The following is a 15582-nucleotide window of genomic DNA, read 5'->3' on the forward strand; positions in this document are numbered from 1 at the left end:
GTGCGAGGCATGGGCAACGGCATCACGGATGCACGGAGGAGAGGCGGGACGATACCGGCGGCGTTCAGGACGGCGTTCCCGCTGACTGTGCCGATCGCCGCCGGATTCCTGTTCCTCGGCTGCTCGTACGGGCTGCTCATGCACGCCAAGGGCTTCGCCTTCTGGTATCCGGTGGCGATGGCCTACTTCATCTTCGCCGGGTCGATGGAGTTCGTCACCGTGAACCTGCTGCTGAGCGCGTTCGCGCCACTGGCCGCGTTCCTGCTGACGCTCATGGTCAACGCGCGCCACCTGTTCTACGGCCTGTCCATGCTGGACAGGTTCCGTGGGCTCGGCTGGAAGAAGCCGTATCTGATCTTCGCGATGTGCGACGAAAGCTTCGCCATCAACTCCGGCGCACGCATCCCCCAGGACGTGGACCGCGGCTGGTTCATGATGTTCGTCTCGCTGCTCAACCGGTGGTATTGGATCATAGGCACGGCGCTGGGATGGCTCATCGGCGGCCTGCTGCCGTTCAGCACGAAGGGCATCGAATTCGTGCTCACCGCGCTGTTCCTCACGATCCTCCTCGGCCAGTGGGACGAGGTCGACGAGACGGACGTGCCGCACGACGACCGCGGCCATGACCGCCCGTCCGCGGCGTTGCGCGCGCTGCGGCGCCACGCCCCCGCGCTGGTGGGCGTGCTCGCCTCGCTGGCGTGTCTGGTCGTGCTCGGCCCGGACCGCTTCATGATCCCCTCGCTGGCGTTGATGCTCGTCCTGTTCCTCGCGCTGCGCCCATGGCTGGACGACGGGCGCGACGGCGACGCGGCCGGAGCGGCCGGGGACGGACGTGACGGCAACGACGGACGCGACGCAACCAACGGAGAGGAGACCGCACGATGATGACCATGACCGTCTGGCAGGCCGTCGCCACCATCGCCGTGGTGGCGGTAGGCACCATGCTCACCAGGTTCCTGCCGTTCCTTCTGTTCCCCGATTCCAAGCGTCCGCCACGGGTCGTCGAGTATCTCGGGCACGTGCTGCCGGCCGCGATGACCGGACTGCTGGTCGTCTATGCGCTCAAGGACACGTCCCTGACCTCCGGCTCGCACGGCATTCCCGAGGCGATCTCCGTGCTCGCGATCATCCTGCTGCACAAGTGGCGGCACAGCATGCTGCTGTCCATCGCCGGCGGCACCGTCCTCTACATGGTGCTCGTGCAGCTCGTCTTCGTGTGAGGGTCGAGGCGTCGCCGGGGTCCCGGACTACGCCTCGACCAGCTCCGGCGGACGGCGCATGGAGAACCGGAACATGAGCGCGGCGAGCGCCTCGCCGCACACGGCCATGCCCGTGATGGGCCACATGCTCCACGAGAACCCCTGGAGATAGGAGACGGACTCCCCCACGCCACCGCGCGCCGCCATCGCCGAGAATTCGGAGATCAGCGTGCTCGCCACAGCGGTGCCGACCGCGCCGGCGAGCTGCTGGACGGTGTTCATCACGGCCGAACCGTCGGCGTTGAGACGGGACGGCAGCTGGTTCAGGGCGTGGGTCTGGTCGGGCACGAGCACGAATCCGGAGCAGGCCATGAACAGCGCGTAGGAGAGGGCAACCGCCCACACATTGCGGGAGGCGACGATCAGCACCACATCCATCACGGTGACGCCGGCGAAGCCGACGAGGATGAATTTCGGCGGGAAATGCCGCTTGAGCGCGCCTCCAATCATGGGCGCGGCGAGCGCGCCGACCACCGCGCCGGGCAGCAGGATGAGCGCGGCGACGAGCGAGCCGAAGCCGAACCCGCGCTGCAGCAGGATCGGCAGCATGAAATTGAGGCCTAGCACGCCACCGGAGGCCATGAGCAGGATGAGCATGCCGAGCGAGAATCCCGGATAGGCGAACACACGCACCTCGACGAGGGGCCGGGCCATCCTCAGCTGCACGGCGGCGAACACGGCGAGCACGATGACGGCCGCGGCGAGCGTCATCCAGAACCGCCAGTCGCCGTTCCATTCGGCGAAGAAGCTCACCGCCACGATGAGGCCGGACAGGCCGAGCGCGACCATCAGCAGCGACGGCACGCTGATCGAAGCCCGCTCCGCATCGCCCTTATGCCGAATCTCCGGAACGGTGGCGACGCCCATCGCGAACGAGACGGCGAGGAACGGCAGCATCGTATAGAAGATCCAATGCCAGTCGAGGTATTCCATCACCACGCCGCCGAACACGGGGCCGATGGCGGGCGCGGCGCAGGTGACGAGGCTCACGATGCCGAGCATCGCGCCTCGCTGTTCGAGCGGCGCCTTCTCCAGGATGATGGTGGTGATGAGCGGCAGGGAGATGCCGGTGCCGAGCGCCATGACGAGTCTCGCGGCGAGCAGCATCGGGAAGCTGACGGCGAGCGCGCCGATCAGCGTGCCGACCGTGAAGACCGCGACGGCCGCGACGAACAGGGTCCTCGTGGCGAACCGCCGCACCATGAACGGCGAACTTGGAATTGCGACGGACAGGAGCAGCAGGTATCCGGTGGTGAGCCATTGCACTGTGGACGCGCCGATCGAGAACTCCCCCATCAGCGTGGAGTAGGCGATGTTGAGCGACGTCTCGGACAGGATGCCGAGGAACGTGAGGATTGCGAGCGCGACCACGCAGACGACGAGCCTGGCGGGGACAGGACGCTTGGCGGACGTGGAGGAGCCGGCCGCCGGCGCGCCGGCCGCGCGTCGGGCGGCCTCCGTCCCCTCGCCCGCACGCAGCGACCGCAGATCCCGTTCGTCCGTCTGGTTCATGTACCCGTCCTTTCCGCCGCACCCCGCGGCGATTGTTGCATATCAAACAATGTCATGGTACGGGCGAATGTTACGCGAAACTCACCGTGACGGACCGGGCTGGCCTCACGCGTCGTCGGACGGCCGACGCGCGTCGCCGGCGAGCACCGCCACCACGCACTGGCCGAAGGCGAGCGCGGTGAACAGGACGAGGGGCGCGGTCCACGCGCCGGACCATTCGGCCAGCGCACCGAAGGCGAGCGGACCGACGGAGGCGACCAGATAGCCGATCGACTGCGCCATGCCGGACAGCGCGACCGTCTCCTCCGGCGTGCGCCCACGCAGCGAGATCAGCGTGAACGCGACGACCAGCGAAGCGCCCTGCCCCATGCCACCGACCACGCTCCAGAGCGGCGACGCCGCGGGAGCCGCCAGCCAGCCGATGCCGGCGACGGCCATCGGCGCGCTGGCGGCGAGCGCCGCGCACACCTGGTTCCCGCGCACGTGCATCAGCGCGGGGATGAGCAGTCCGGACAGGATGCCCAACGATTGGAAGACGAACAGCTGCACGCCGGCCTGCGTTTCGGTGAAGCCCGCGGCCGAGACGAGCGACGGCAGCCAGTTCGACATCGTGTAGAACGCGGCCGACTGCAATCCCATGAACAGCGTGACCCACCACGTCATCGGGCGGCGCCACAGCGGGCGGGGATGCGACGTTTCGGCCGGGACCGGACCGGATGCGGGCGCGGGCGGACGGCCCATCGGCGCGACGGCCCCACTCACGGCCCCCTTCACGCCCCTTGGGCCGCGGCCGTTCCGCGAGCCCCATGCCACGCGGACCGACCACAACACGGCGACGGCCAACGCCGGAACGGCCCATACGGCGAGCGACGGCCGCCATCCGCCGAGCGACGTGGCGAGCCACGCCGAGGTGAGGCCGGCGATGGCGGAACCGGCGGTGATGCAGCCTGAGTAGACGCCGGCGGCGAGGGCGACATGCCTCGCGTAATCGCGTTTCGCGATGACCGGGACGAGCACGTTGCCGGCGGCGATGCCCGCGCCGACGGCGAACGTGCCGAGCCACACCCCCGTCGGACCGCCGAACGACCGCACGAGGTCGCCGGCGGCGAGCACGAGCAGCGCGACGAGGATCGTGCGGTCGACGCCGAGCCGTCTCGTCACGAACCGCACCAACGGGCTGACGGCGGCGAACGCCCACAGCGGCATCGCGCCGAGCACGCCGAGCACGCCCTCGCCCCAACCGAGGTCGTCGCCGATGCGCGCCAGCACCGGGCCGACCGCCGCAATCGCCGGCCGGAGATTCAACGCCACCAGGAAGACCAACGCCGCCAGCAACGCCGGTACCGCCGGAACCGGGGAGGACGCATCCGTCGCGTCCCCGTCATGCCGGCGCGTGCCTGCCGCATCCCGCCGTTCGATTTCATTCATTCCTCATATTGTAGGAACCTCCGCACCGGCCCTCGCCTGCCCGGGCCGGCGCACGCGCACATGGCGACGAACGCCGCCATTCCAGCCCTTCCGATAGCATGGTGGGCGGTGGTTTGGCCTGCGTCCGGCCGCTATGCGGACGGGCGCCGACGGCGACGCCGCACGGGGCGGCCGACATGTGCAAACCAAGGAACGGCGGAATTCCAACCTTTAAGGAGTAACTGCAAGTGGCAGAATTCGTATTCCAGATGATCAAGGCCCGCAAGGCGTTCGGCGACCGCGTCATCCTCGACGACGTGACGCTGAGCTTCCTGCCGGGAGCGAAGATCGGCGTGGTGGGCCCGAACGGCATGGGCAAGTCCACGCTGCTCAAGATCATGGCCGGCCTCGAGACCGTGTCCAACGGCGAGGCCACCCTGACCCCGGGCTACACGGTCGGCATCCTGCAGCAGGAACCGCCGCTGGACGACACCAAGACCGTGGGCGAGAACATCAAGATGGCGTTCGGCCCGATCGCAGAGAAGGTCGCCCGCTTCAACGAGATCGGCGAGGAGATGGCCAACCCGGACGCCGACTTCGACGCGCTGATGGAGGAGATGGGCAAGCTCCAGACCGAGATCGACGCCGCCAACGGCTGGGATCTTGACTCCCAGCTCGAGCAGGCGATGGACGCCCTGCAGTGCCCGGATCCGGACACCCCGGTGAACGTGTGCTCCGGCGGCGAGCGCCGCCGCGTGGCCCTGTGCAAGCTCCTGCTCGAGGCCCCGGACCTGCTGCTGCTCGACGAGCCCACCAACCACCTGGACGCCGAGTCCATCCTGTGGCTGGAGCAGTTCCTGCACCAGTACAAGGGCGCCGTCATCGCCGTCACCCACGACCGCTACTTCATGGACAACGTGGCCGAGTGGATCTGCGAGGTCGACCGCGGCCACCTGTACCCGTACAAGGGCAACTACTCCACCTACCTGGAGACCAAGGCCAAGCGTATGGAGATCCAGGGCGCCAAGGACGCGAAGCTCGCCAAGCGCCTCAAGGACGAGCTCGACTGGGTCCGCTCCTCCCCGAAGGCCCGCCAGGCCAAGAACAAGGCCCGTCTGGAGCGCTACGATCAGATGGAGCAGGAGGCGCGCAACAACAAGAAGCTCGACTTCTCCGAGATCCAGATCCCGGCCGGCCCGCGTCTGGGTTCGCTGGTGCTCGAAGCCAACCACATCCACAAGGCGTTCGGCGACCGCGTGCTCATCGACGACCTCAGCTTCACGCTGCCGCGCAACGGCATCGTCGGCGTGATCGGTCCGAACGGCGTCGGCAAGTCCACGCTGTTCAAAACGATCGTGGGCCTCGAGCCGCTGACCTCCGGCGAGCTCAAGATCGGCGACACCGTGAAGATCAGCTACGTCGACCAGAACCGCGAGGGCCTCGACCCGAACAAGAACCTGTGGGAGGCGGTCTCCGGCGGCCTCGACTTCATCGAGGTGGCGGGCGTCGAGGTGCCGACCCGCGCCTACGTGGCGAGCTTCGGCTTCAAGGGCTCCGACCAGCAGAAGCTCACGGGCGTGCTCTCCGGCGGCGAGCGCAACCGTCTGAACCTCGCCCTGACCCTGAAGCAGGGCGGCAACCTGCTGCTCCTCGACGAGCCCACGAACGACCTCGACGTCGAGACGCTGGAGAGCCTCGAGAACGCGCTGCTCGGCTTCCCGGGCTGCGCCGTGGTCATCTCCCACGACCGTTGGTTCCTCGACCGCGTCGCCACGCACATCCTCGCGTGGGAGGGCGACGACGAGAACCCGGCCAAGTGGTACTGGTTCGAAGGCAACTTCCAGGCGTACCAGGAGAACCGCGTCGCCCGCCTCGGCGAGGACGCGGCCCGTCCGCACCGTCTGCACAAGAAGCTCGTGCGCGGCTGACGCGTCAGGCGGCGTGACACACCGCCGTCGGCCACGCGTCACGCCGGCCGCACGCCGTACCGCAGGAGCCCGTCACCATCGGTGGCGGGCTCCTCCCGTCTTCGCGGCCACCCCCGCGCCATCCGCACCATCCGCGGCCGCCCAGATCGCGCCGCGGCTCCTCGTCATAACCGGCCGTTCACGTAGCTCACGCGCTCGTTACAATCGTCCCGCCAGCCATTAACGCCCCGCCGTTACAGTGATGACCATCAGTGATGACCATCACGCCCCGGACGGACGGTCCCGCGCGGACCGTCGTTGCGATACCATCGACCGGGCGTTATGTATCACGCACAATTGAACATTCGACCATCGAACGCAGCTAAGGGGAAGACCATGACGGACGGCACGACGACACCATTGGAGCACCTGGTGAAGGTGCTGAAGCTGGGCAGGCCCTCCGACTACCGCAACCACACGTACGTGAACGGCGAAAGCCTCTACTTCCCCACCGGACGCGTGTACGGCGGCCAGGTCATCGCGCAGTCGCTGATGGCGGCCGCGAAGACGGTGGCCCCGAACCGTCTGCCGCACTCCATCCACGGCTATTTCGTGGCCCCCGGCGACATTCGTCAGGACCTGCTGTTCGACGTGGAGACGCTGCGCGACGGACGGTCGTTCTCCGCGCGCCGCGTCAACGTCACGCAGGCGGAGGGACCGATCCTCACCGCCATCGCCTCGTTCCAGCTGGAGGGGCAGTCCGGCGTGGAGTTCGCCGACCCGATGCCGTCCGACTTGCCTGATCCGGAGTCGCTGACCAGCGCGAAGGACCTCATGGCCCCCTACGCCGGCAAGTCGCCGTTCGCGAACTACTATGCGGAGAAGTCGCCGTTCGACATCCGCCACATCACCCGCACGATCATGCTCGGACCGGACAAGGAGTCCGCCGCGGCCGATTCGGGCCGCCAGATGGTGTGGATGAAGGCGGACGGCGAGGTCGAGGTGCCGCAGCTCATGCACCGCGCCATGCTGGCGCTCGGCTGCGACCAGGTGATGATGGAGCCGGTGCTGCGACGCGCCGGCCTGTCGATCTCCACGCCGGGCATCTCGTACGCCTCCATCGACCATTCGATGTGGTGGTACCGGGACGTCGATATCAACCAGTGGCATCTGTACGTGCAGGACACGCCTACCGCCGCGCACGGCAGGGGGCTGGGTCTCGCGAAGGTGTATTCGCAGGACGGCGAGCTGGTCGCGGCCATCGCGCAGGAGGCGATGATCCGCGTCCCGCAGGACTGACGCGACCGACGCGACCAACGCGACCAACGCGACCAACGGAATCGCGCACTCGTGAAGGGCCGGCGACGGATGGGCATCCGTCGCCGGCCCTTCACATGTATGACGTCAGCGCCCCGTCTTCGCCGCGGTCGGCGCCACACCGCGCTCCTTGGCGGCCTTGCGCATCCTGGGGTTCTCCGGCCCTTCGCCGGGCGGCAGCTGGCACAGCCGCTCCCCCACGATGCCGATGACCATGTCGATGAGGCAGACCACGGCGGTCACGGCGCATTCGAGCACCGCCTGCGCGTAGTATTCGGCCTCGATGTGCGCCACGGCGGGGATGATTTGCCCGCCGTACCAGCCGGCGAGCGCCGCCCCGGCGAGGATGAGCGCCTTGCACAGGACGAGCGTGTTGAACGCGAGCGTGGGGTTGATGAACGTGTTGGGGCGTTTGCGTGGGTCGGTGTTGGCGTATTTGTGCACGTTGACGGCGAGCACGAGCACGATGACGCCGATGGCGATGAGCACGGCGGCCACGAACCATGGCGCGCCGATGAGCGTGAGGTTGAACCGTTCGCCGAGTTCGGCCACGCCGGCGCCGGCGGCGACGCCCGCCGCGATCGCGACGGCCGGATGCCACCAGGGGGTGCGTCGCGCGTTCATCGGAGGTCTCCTTCCCCGCCTTGGATGATCCAGTTGTCGGACAGGAGTCCCACGCGTCCGGCGTCCGGCGCCATGGCCAGCAGGAAGGAGACCGGGTCGCCGCCGAGCCGGGCTTCGGGGTCCATGTCCATCCAGGGGGCGAGGACGGACGCGTGTTCGCGCGCGGTGGGCCAGGGGACGCGGCAGTCGGGTTCGTCGCAGGTCACGCCGTCCATGTCGATGAGGTCCAGGTCGAGGGCGCGTGCGCCGTCGCCGGGTTCCGCGCCGGCGCGTCCGTGTTCGATGGCGTCCAGCGCGCCGATGAGTTCGCGCGCGCCGAGCTTCGTCTCGACTTGGATGACGGCGGCCATCGCGTCGGGTCCGTCGAGGTTGCTCACGTGGTAGAGCGGCGAGATGCCTTCCACCTGGTTGCCGGGGATGCCGTCGATGGCGACGATGGCCTCGCGGAAGAGGCGTTCGGCGTCGGTGCGTGTGGAGTCCATGGAGATGACGGCTCTGCGGGAGGTGAGGCCGTCGCCGGCGTGCACGCCGTCCGACTGTCCCACCTGTCCTTCATTCGGCGCGGTCGTCGCCGCAGGCGCCGCCGTTCGGGTCGTCGCCGCGGCCGTGTCCGTGCGCGTGCCGCTCATCCAGTCGCGCGCCTCGAGCGTCACCGGCGGTTCGTCGGGGTCGGCTTCGGCGAGGATCCCTTCGGCGAGTTCGGCGACCGGTCCGCCGTGCATGCCGGGCAGGTCGGCCTTGGGGTCGAGCGCCGACCAGGGGACGAGCACGAACGCGCGCTGCCATGCGCGCGGATGCGGCAGGGTGAGCGCGGGGTCGTCCGATTCCCTGCCGTCGTAGTCGATGATGTCGAGGTCGAGCGGGCGGTCCGCCCAGTGTTCGGTGTGCGTGCGGCCGTGCGCGGTCTCGATGCGACGCAGCGCGGCGAGCAGGTCGCGCGCGTCCAGCAGCGTGGTCGCCTCGACCACGGCGTTGAGGAAGTCGGGGGTGCCGTCGAGCATGCCCCATGCGGCGGTGCGGTAGAGGGGTGAGACGCCGACGATCTGCGTGCCGTCGAGCGCGTCGATGTCGCGCACGGCGGCGCGCAGGGTGGCGGCCACGTCGCCTTGGTTGCCGCCGAGAGCGATGACGGTGCGGTGGATGACGTCCGAGGCGACGGACGCGGCGCACGCGTCCGTCGTGTGCGCTTCCGCGGCGCCCTCCGTGCGTCCGCGCGTGATGGTGACGGCCACGTCGTCGAACGGCACGGTGATGGGCGCGTGCGGCTTGTGCACGGTGACGTCGACGGCCGCGACGGCGACATGGGCGAGGATACGGTCGGCGATGCGCTGCGCGAGCGCCTCGATGAGGTCGACGTGGTCCCCTTCGATGACGTCGGTGATGTCGCGGGCGATACGCCCGTAGTCGACGGTGTCCTCGAGCGCGTCGGTCAATCCGGCGCGCGTCAGGTCGAGATGCAGCGTCGCGTCGACGATGAACGTCTGCGCGCGCTCGTGTTCGAAGTCGAGTACGCCGTGCGTGCCGTTGGCACGCACGCCGGTCAGTCGTATCGTATCCATCGGGTTCCTTTCCGATTGCGGCGTCGCGGCCGTCAGCGGCCGGACGGCACCCCTTCGTGCGTCGCGGGACGGTCGGCGTCGTCGGCGTATCGACGCCACGCGTCGCCCACGGCGACGGCGGCCTTGGAGCGCGCCACGTCGTGGACGCGCACGGCCCATGCGCCGTGTTCCGCGCACAGGGCGCTGAGCGCCGCGGTGGCGTCGTCGCGCGCGGCCATGTCCGGGTCCTCGATGCCGGCCTCGCCGAGGACGGCGGTCACGAAGCGTTTGCGGGATTGGCCGATGAGCACCGGGTAGCCGGTGGCGCGGAACGCGGCGATGCCGGCGAGCAGGGGCAGGTTGTGTTCGATGCCGGGTTTGGAGAAGCCCAGTCCCGGGTCGATGACGATGCGTTCGGGGTCGACGCCGGCGGCGAGCACGCGGTCCACCTGACGCATGAGCTCGTCGCGCACGTCGGCGAGCACGCCGTGCTCGTAGTGCGAGGTGTCGGCGTCGGGCGTGGCGCCGTGCGAGCCGGCGAGCCAGCCGCGCCAATGCTGCACGACGTACAGGCAGTCGTGGTCGGCCGCCACGTGGGGCAGGTCCGGGTCGAGGGTGCCGCCGGAGACGTCGTTGATGATGTGCGCGCCCTCGTCGAGCGCGGCGGCGGCCACGGCGGCGCGCGTGGTGTCGATGGACAGCACTGCTCCGGAGGGGGCGAGGGCCTTGACGGCGTGGACGATCCGGGCGCGTTCGTCCTGTTCGGCCACGCGTTTGGCGCCCGGCCGGGTCGATTCGGCGCCGATGTCGATGATGTCGGCGCCTTGGGCGGCCATGGCCCTGCCGTGCGCCGCCGCGGCGTCCGGGTCGAGCCAGAGGCCTCCGTCCGAGAACGAGTCCTCGGTGATGTTGAGCACGCCCATCACCAGCGTGTGGTCGGCTTCGTGCAGTGCACGCAGGTCCGTCATGTCCGTCTCCCCTCAATGGCTCCGTGTTCCGTCCGATAACTGCGGCGAGGCTCCCTCATCGGGAGCCTCGCCGCGGTATCGGTCAATGGTTCATGATCAGGCTCATGGCCTCGGCCCTGGTGGCTGGGTTGCGCAGCAATCCCCTCACCGCCGAGGTCACGGTGCGCGCCTCGGATTTCCTCACGCCGCGCATCGACATGCACAGGTGCTCGCATTCGGTGACGACGATCACGCCGCGCGCGTGGGCGTATTCGACGAGCGCGTCGGCGATCTGCTGGGTGAGGCGTTCCTGTACCTGCGGACGCCGCGCGTACACTTCGACGAGCCGGGCGAGCTTGCTCAAGCCCATGACACCGTCCTTGGCGGGGATGTAGCCCACATGGGCCACGCCGTGGAACGGCAGCAGGTGATGCTCGCATACCGAGTACAGTTCGATGTCCTTGACGAGCACCAGTTCGTCGGTGTCCACGGCGAACCGCTTCTCCAGCACGTGCTCGGGCGAGGCGGACAGGCCGGCGAACAGCTCACGGCCGGCGCGGGCGATGCGGTCCGGCGTCTCGGCCAGCCCCTCGCGGTCCGGATCCTCGCCGATCGACGTGAGGAACAGCCTCACGGCCCGGCGCACGCCGTCCTCGTCGTACCGGACGGGACGCGCCAACCGTGCCGGGCGGGGCGTCCGCTCCTCCACGGACGGCATGTCCACGGCGGGACGGTCCGCGGGGACGGGCGCCTTCGGCGCTCTCGGCGTTCCGGACTGCGGCGCGGGACGGCGGGCGGCGTCGGGGACGCTATGCGCATGTCTGGCCATGCGCTCACTCACCGGCCTTCATGCCCACGGATCGCTTGAGCGATTCGGGGATCTCGACGGGCGGGGTGTCGGAATCGGGGCGCCTGTCGTCGGACAGCCACACCTGGCGTTCCGGTGCCTTGCGGATGGGCGCGAAAATCTGGGCGAGCTCCTTCTCGTTGAGGGTCTCCTTGACGAGCAGCTGACGCACGAGCTCGTCGAGAATGTCCCTGTTCGCGTTGATGATCTCCCAGGCCTCGGTGTGCGCGGTCTCGACGAGCTTGAGGACCTCCTCGTCGATGATCTCGGCGGTGCGGTTCGAGTAGTTGTGCGGCGCGAGGCTCTCCAGGTCGCCGCTCTGCGCGTCGTCGTCCGACCACTTGATGGCGCCGAGCTTCGCGGAGAAGCCGTACTGGGTGATCATGGTGCGGGCGATCTTCGTGGCCTTCTCGATGTCGTTGGACGCACCGGTGGTGGGGTCGTGGAACACGATCTCCTCGGCGGTGCGGCCGCCCATCGCGTACGCCATCTGGTCGAGCAGCTGGTTGCGCGATTCGGAGTAGCGGTCGGATGTCGGCATGACGGCGGTGTAGCCGAGCGCGCGGCCACGCGGCAGGATGGTCACCTTGGTGACCGGGTCGGTGTGGTGGAGCGCGGCGGCGACGAGCGCGTGGCCGCCCTCATGGTAGGCGGTGTTGCGCAGCTCGTCGAGGGCCATGCCCTTCGACTTGCGCTTCGGGCCGGCCTGGACGCGGTCGATGGCCTCGTCGATGGCGCGGTTATCGATGAGCTGGGCGCCGGCGCGGGCGCACAGCAGGGCGGCCTCGTTGAGCACGTTGGCCAGGTCGGCGCCGGTGAAGCCCGGCGTGCGCACGGCCACCATGTGCAGGTCGACGTCCGGCACGAACGGCTTGCCCTTGGCGTGGACCTTGAGGATCGCCTCGCGGCCTTCGAGGTCCGGCGCGGCCACACCCACCTGACGGTCGAAGCGGCCCGGGCGCAGCAGGGCCGGGTCGAGCACGTCGGGACGGTTGGTGGCGGCGATGATGATGAGGTTGGTGTCGTTGTCGAAGCCGTCCATCTCGACGAGCAGCTGGTTCAGGGTCTGTTCACGCTCGTCGTGGCCGCCGCCCATGCCGGAGCCGCGCTTGCGGCCCACGGCGTCGATCTCGTCGATGAAGATGATGGCGGGGGCGTTCTTCTTCGCCTCGTCGAACAGGTCACGCACGCGGGAGGCGCCGAGACCGACGAACATCTCGACGAAGTCGGAGCCGGCCATCGCGTAGAACGGCACGCCGGCCTCGCCGGCGATGGCGCGCGCGAGCAGCGTCTTGCCGGTGCCGGGAGGGCCGTACAGGAGCACGCCGCGCGGGATGCGCGCGCCGAGCGCCTTGTACTTGGACGGGTCCTTGAGGAAGTCCTTGATCTCCTCGACCTCGGCGAGGGCCTCGTCCTCGCCGGCCACGTCGGAGAACTTCGTGGTGGGCGTCTGGCCTTCGAGCAGCTTGCCGTTGTTCTTCTTGCCGCCCATGCCGAGCATGCCGGAGGCGCCGCCCATGCGGCTCATCAGCCACCAGAACAGCACGAAGAAGATGATGAACGGCAGGATGGAGGTGACCAGGTAGCTGAGCATGCTGGTCTGCTCGATGTCGGCGCTCCACCCCTTGGAGGGCTCGGCCTTCTCCACGGCCTTGAGGATATCCTGCCCCTGGGCGAACGTGTAGTAGAACTGGACCTTCTTGCCGTAGTCGTGGTTCTTGCCGGTGTCCGGGTCCTTCTTGTTGAAGTCGTCCTTGAGCTCGAGGGTGACCTTCTGCTTGTTGTCGACGATCTTCGCGTAGGTGGCCTGGCCGTCCTTGAGCAGCTGCAGGCCGTCCTTGGTGTCGATGGTCTGGGTGCCGGTGCCGGCGAACAGCTGGAACATCACCGCGACGAGCACCACGATGACGGCGCCCCACAGCCACGGGGACTGCCAGACCGGCCTGCCCTCGCCGTTCCTGTTCGGCTTGTTGCCGTTGCCGCGGTTGTCGTCGTTGCGGTGGAACGGGTTGGTGAACGGGTTGTTGCCGTTGCCGCCGTTGTTGTTCGGTCCCGGCCCCTGGGGGAAGCTCATGCCTGTCCTCCTTGGTAGACGTGCGGCTTGAGCACCGCGATCGAATCGAGGTTGCGGTATTTCTCCGCATAGTCCAGACCGAAGCCCACGACGAACTCGTCCGGAATCTCACGCCCCTTGTACTTCACATCGACCTTCACCTCGTGCCTGGACGGCTTCTCCAGCAGGGCGAAGATCTCGACGGACGCGGCGCCGCGGCGTTTGAGCTCCTCCACCAGCCACGCGAGCGTCCTGCCGGAATCCACGATATCCTCGACGATGAGAATGTGCCGACCGCGAACATCGGTGGACAGATCCTGACGAATCGTCACGGTTCCACTGGATTCAGTGCCGGATCCATAGCTGGACAGGCTCATGAAGTCCAGCTGGCAGGGGATGGACAGCGCCTGCGAGAATGCGGCGATGGTGTTCACCGCGCCTTTGAGCACGGCGACCAGCAGCGGGTCCTTCCCCGCGTAGTCCCGGCTCGCCTCGGCGGCCGCCCGGTCGATGATGGCGTGGATTTCCTCTGTGCTGACCAGCTCGTGGTCGATGTCGTCTTGTACGTCAGCGATTCGCATGCCCACCATCTTGGCACACGAGAGTGACGTGTTTCTGGGTGGTTCCTGTGAGGGTTCTAGAGTTTCACCAAACCGGCGACCATCTGGTCGATGGCCTTGTTGGCGGCCCATTCGTTGCTGGCGTGGTTGACGATGACCGCGAAGATGAGCTCGCCGCCGCCGGTGCGCGAGACGTTGCCGACGAGCGAGCGCACGCCTGTGAGCGATCCGGTCTTCACGCGCACCAGACCGCGCACGGCGTCGTCGGCCACGCGGTTCTTCGCGGTGCCCACGAGACCGGGGATGGACAGTCCTTCGGACGCGGCGGCGGCCCCGCCGTCCGGGTCGGCGAGCTTGGCCTGCACGCCGATGAGCGTGGACACGGTGATGGTGGTGCCGGGGGCGAGGCCCGAGCAGCTGCTCAGGGTGAGCCCCTCGGTGGTGATGCCGTTGTCCTTGAGGACCTTGGCCACGGCCGCGGTGTCGCCGGCGATGGAGTTCTCCTGTCCGGTCTTCAGCGCGGTGAGGCGTCCGAACAGTTCGGCGAGCGTGTTGTCCGAATGGCGCATCATGAACGCCATGATCTCGTTGAGGGGCGCGGAGCTCACGGCGGCGATGCGGTTGGAGTCCTCCTGCCCGCTGATGTCGGTGGAGTCGGTGACGGTGATGCCCCGTTCGGAGAGCAGCGTCTTGAACGTGGCGGCGACGTCCTGCGCGGTGTGCTGGGAGAGCGCGGGGTATTCGGTGAACTGGTCCTTGTCCTGGGTCTCGAGTCCGGTCCAGTCGCGTCCGCCGTCGATGGCCATCGTGGAGATGGGCGTGTAGTAGCGGCCTTCGGGATTGTTGTCGACCATGTCGGGCGTGCGGTCCTCGCCGAAGAGCGTGTCGTCGGCGGCGAGCGCCACGGCGGTGATGCCCCGCTTCCCGAGCGCCTCGACGGTCCGGTCGGCGAGCGTGGCCAGCCCGGCCCGCCCGTTGATGTGGTCCGGGTCGCTCTGCCCGGCGCCGAGCAGCATGTCGCCGTGTCCTTTGAGCACGATGACGGGGGTGCCGTCGGTGTGGGTCAGGTGGACGGTGGTGTCGAGCGTCGAGCCCATGTCGAGGGTCGCGGCGGCCGCGTACGCGGTGAGTGATTTGGTGGTGGAGGCCGGTTCCCGCGGGGTGTCCGCCTCATGCTGCGCCACGATGGTGCCGTCCGTGGCGGCGATGACGGCCGAGTAGTCCGAGCCGACGCCTTCGGCCGTCCCCAACGCGTCGATGAGCGCCTGCGCCGCGGAGGCGTCGATGGGCTTGTCCTTCTCCGCGTCCCCGGCGATGGTCCCGGCCGCAATGGTGGAGGCCGGGTCGGCGTAGGTGCGGACGGTGGTCTGCCGGAGGGTGAGCGGTCCGGGAACGACGTCGGCGATGTCGCCGGCCGCGTACGCCACGCCCCCGGCGAGCGTCAACGCCACGGCCACGGCGCATGTGATGACGCGATGTCCGACAGGTCTCCTGCCTCGTGCCCTGCGTGCCACCTGGTTCCACCGTCCTTACCAGTCGATGTCCTGCTTCCATATGGCCCGTGGCGGTTCGCCGACGGGCCCGTTGCCCCACCAGCGTACCGCCATGCCT

General features: G+C 68.6%; 13 protein-coding genes. 4 read left to right on the plus strand and 9 right to left on the minus strand.

What is annotated here, in order from left to right:
- The first annotated feature begins 9 nt into the window (after positions 1-9).
- Positions 10-885: an AzlC family ABC transporter permease gene (locus KIH78_RS03660; protein ID WP_219131281.1), complete on the plus strand. Its 876-nt coding sequence runs from the start codon at positions 10-12 to the stop codon at positions 883-885.
- Positions 885-1220 (plus strand): branched-chain amino acid transporter permease, encoded by a 336-nt coding sequence (locus KIH78_RS03665; protein ID WP_219131330.1) that lies wholly within the window; start codon positions 885-887, stop codon positions 1218-1220. Before KIH78_RS03660 ends, KIH78_RS03665 begins: the two co-directional genes overlap by 1 nt.
- Positions 1221-1247: 27 nt before the next feature.
- On the opposite strand, the gene KIH78_RS03670 is transcribed toward KIH78_RS03665, so the two are convergent.
- Both KIH78_RS03670 and KIH78_RS03675 read right to left on the minus strand, forming a co-directional pair.
- On the minus strand, positions 1248-2771 hold the full coding sequence (locus KIH78_RS03670) for a DHA2 family efflux MFS transporter permease subunit (RefSeq protein WP_219131283.1): 1524 nt from the start codon (positions 2769-2771) through the stop codon (positions 1248-1250).
- Between the two features lie 105 nt (positions 2772-2876).
- Positions 2877-4199 (minus strand): MFS transporter, encoded by a 1323-nt coding sequence (locus KIH78_RS03675; protein ID WP_219131284.1) that lies wholly within the window; start codon positions 4197-4199, stop codon positions 2877-2879.
- Between the two features lie 227 nt (positions 4200-4426).
- On the opposite strand from KIH78_RS03675, the gene ettA reads away from it, so the two are divergent.
- Together ettA and KIH78_RS03685 are read left to right on the plus strand one after the other, a co-directional pair.
- Positions 4427-6106 (plus strand): energy-dependent translational throttle protein EttA, encoded by a 1680-nt coding sequence (gene ettA / locus KIH78_RS03680; protein WP_219131286.1) that lies wholly within the window; start codon positions 4427-4429, stop codon positions 6104-6106.
- Positions 6107-6481: 375 nt separating this feature from the next.
- Positions 6482-7384: an acyl-CoA thioesterase gene (locus KIH78_RS03685; protein ID WP_219131288.1), complete on the plus strand. Its 903-nt coding sequence runs from the start codon at positions 6482-6484 to the stop codon at positions 7382-7384.
- Positions 7385-7489: 105 nt separating this feature from the next.
- Here the strand turns inward: KIH78_RS03685 and KIH78_RS03690 are convergent, their stop codons facing one another.
- The 7 genes from KIH78_RS03690 to KIH78_RS03720 all read right to left on the minus strand — a co-directional run bounded on the left by KIH78_RS03690 (position 7490) and on the right by KIH78_RS03720 (position 15485).
- On the minus strand, positions 7490-8026 hold the full coding sequence (locus KIH78_RS03690; RefSeq protein ID WP_219131290.1) for a DUF3180 domain-containing protein: 537 nt from the start codon (positions 8024-8026) through the stop codon (positions 7490-7492).
- Positions 8023-9585 (minus strand): 2-amino-4-hydroxy-6-hydroxymethyldihydropteridine diphosphokinase, encoded by a 1563-nt coding sequence (gene folK / locus KIH78_RS03695; RefSeq protein WP_219131292.1) that lies wholly within the window; start codon positions 9583-9585, stop codon positions 8023-8025. Before folK ends, KIH78_RS03690 begins: the two co-directional genes overlap by 4 nt.
- A gap of 32 nt (positions 9586-9617) precedes the next feature.
- Entirely contained in the window at positions 9618-10532 is a 915-nt protein-coding gene (folP, locus tag KIH78_RS03700; RefSeq protein ID WP_219131294.1) for a dihydropteroate synthase, read from the minus strand.
- 82 nt (positions 10533-10614) lie between these two features.
- Positions 10615-11229, minus strand: a complete 615-nt coding sequence (folE, locus tag KIH78_RS03705) for a GTP cyclohydrolase I FolE (protein WP_219131332.1) — start codon at positions 11227-11229, stop codon at positions 10615-10617.
- Positions 11230-11344: 115 nt separating this feature from the next.
- On the minus strand, positions 11345-13432 hold the full coding sequence (gene ftsH / locus KIH78_RS03710; protein WP_219131295.1) for an ATP-dependent zinc metalloprotease FtsH: 2088 nt from the start codon (positions 13430-13432) through the stop codon (positions 11345-11347).
- On the minus strand, positions 13429-13992 hold the full coding sequence (gene hpt / locus KIH78_RS03715) for a hypoxanthine phosphoribosyltransferase (RefSeq protein ID WP_214311559.1): 564 nt from the start codon (positions 13990-13992) through the stop codon (positions 13429-13431). Before hpt ends, ftsH begins: the two co-directional genes overlap by 4 nt.
- A 56-nt stretch (positions 13993-14048) precedes the next feature.
- Complete coding sequence (locus KIH78_RS03720; RefSeq protein ID WP_219131297.1) at positions 14049-15485, minus strand: D-alanyl-D-alanine carboxypeptidase/D-alanyl-D-alanine-endopeptidase; 1437 nt, start codon at positions 15483-15485, stop codon at positions 14049-14051.
- Between the last annotated feature and the right edge of the window lie 97 nt (positions 15486-15582).

Source organism: Bifidobacterium saguinibicoloris (assembly GCF_019331725.1).
In the GTDB taxonomy this organism is placed as follows: Bacteria; Actinomycetota; Actinomycetes; order Actinomycetales; family Bifidobacteriaceae; genus Bifidobacterium; species Bifidobacterium saguinibicoloris.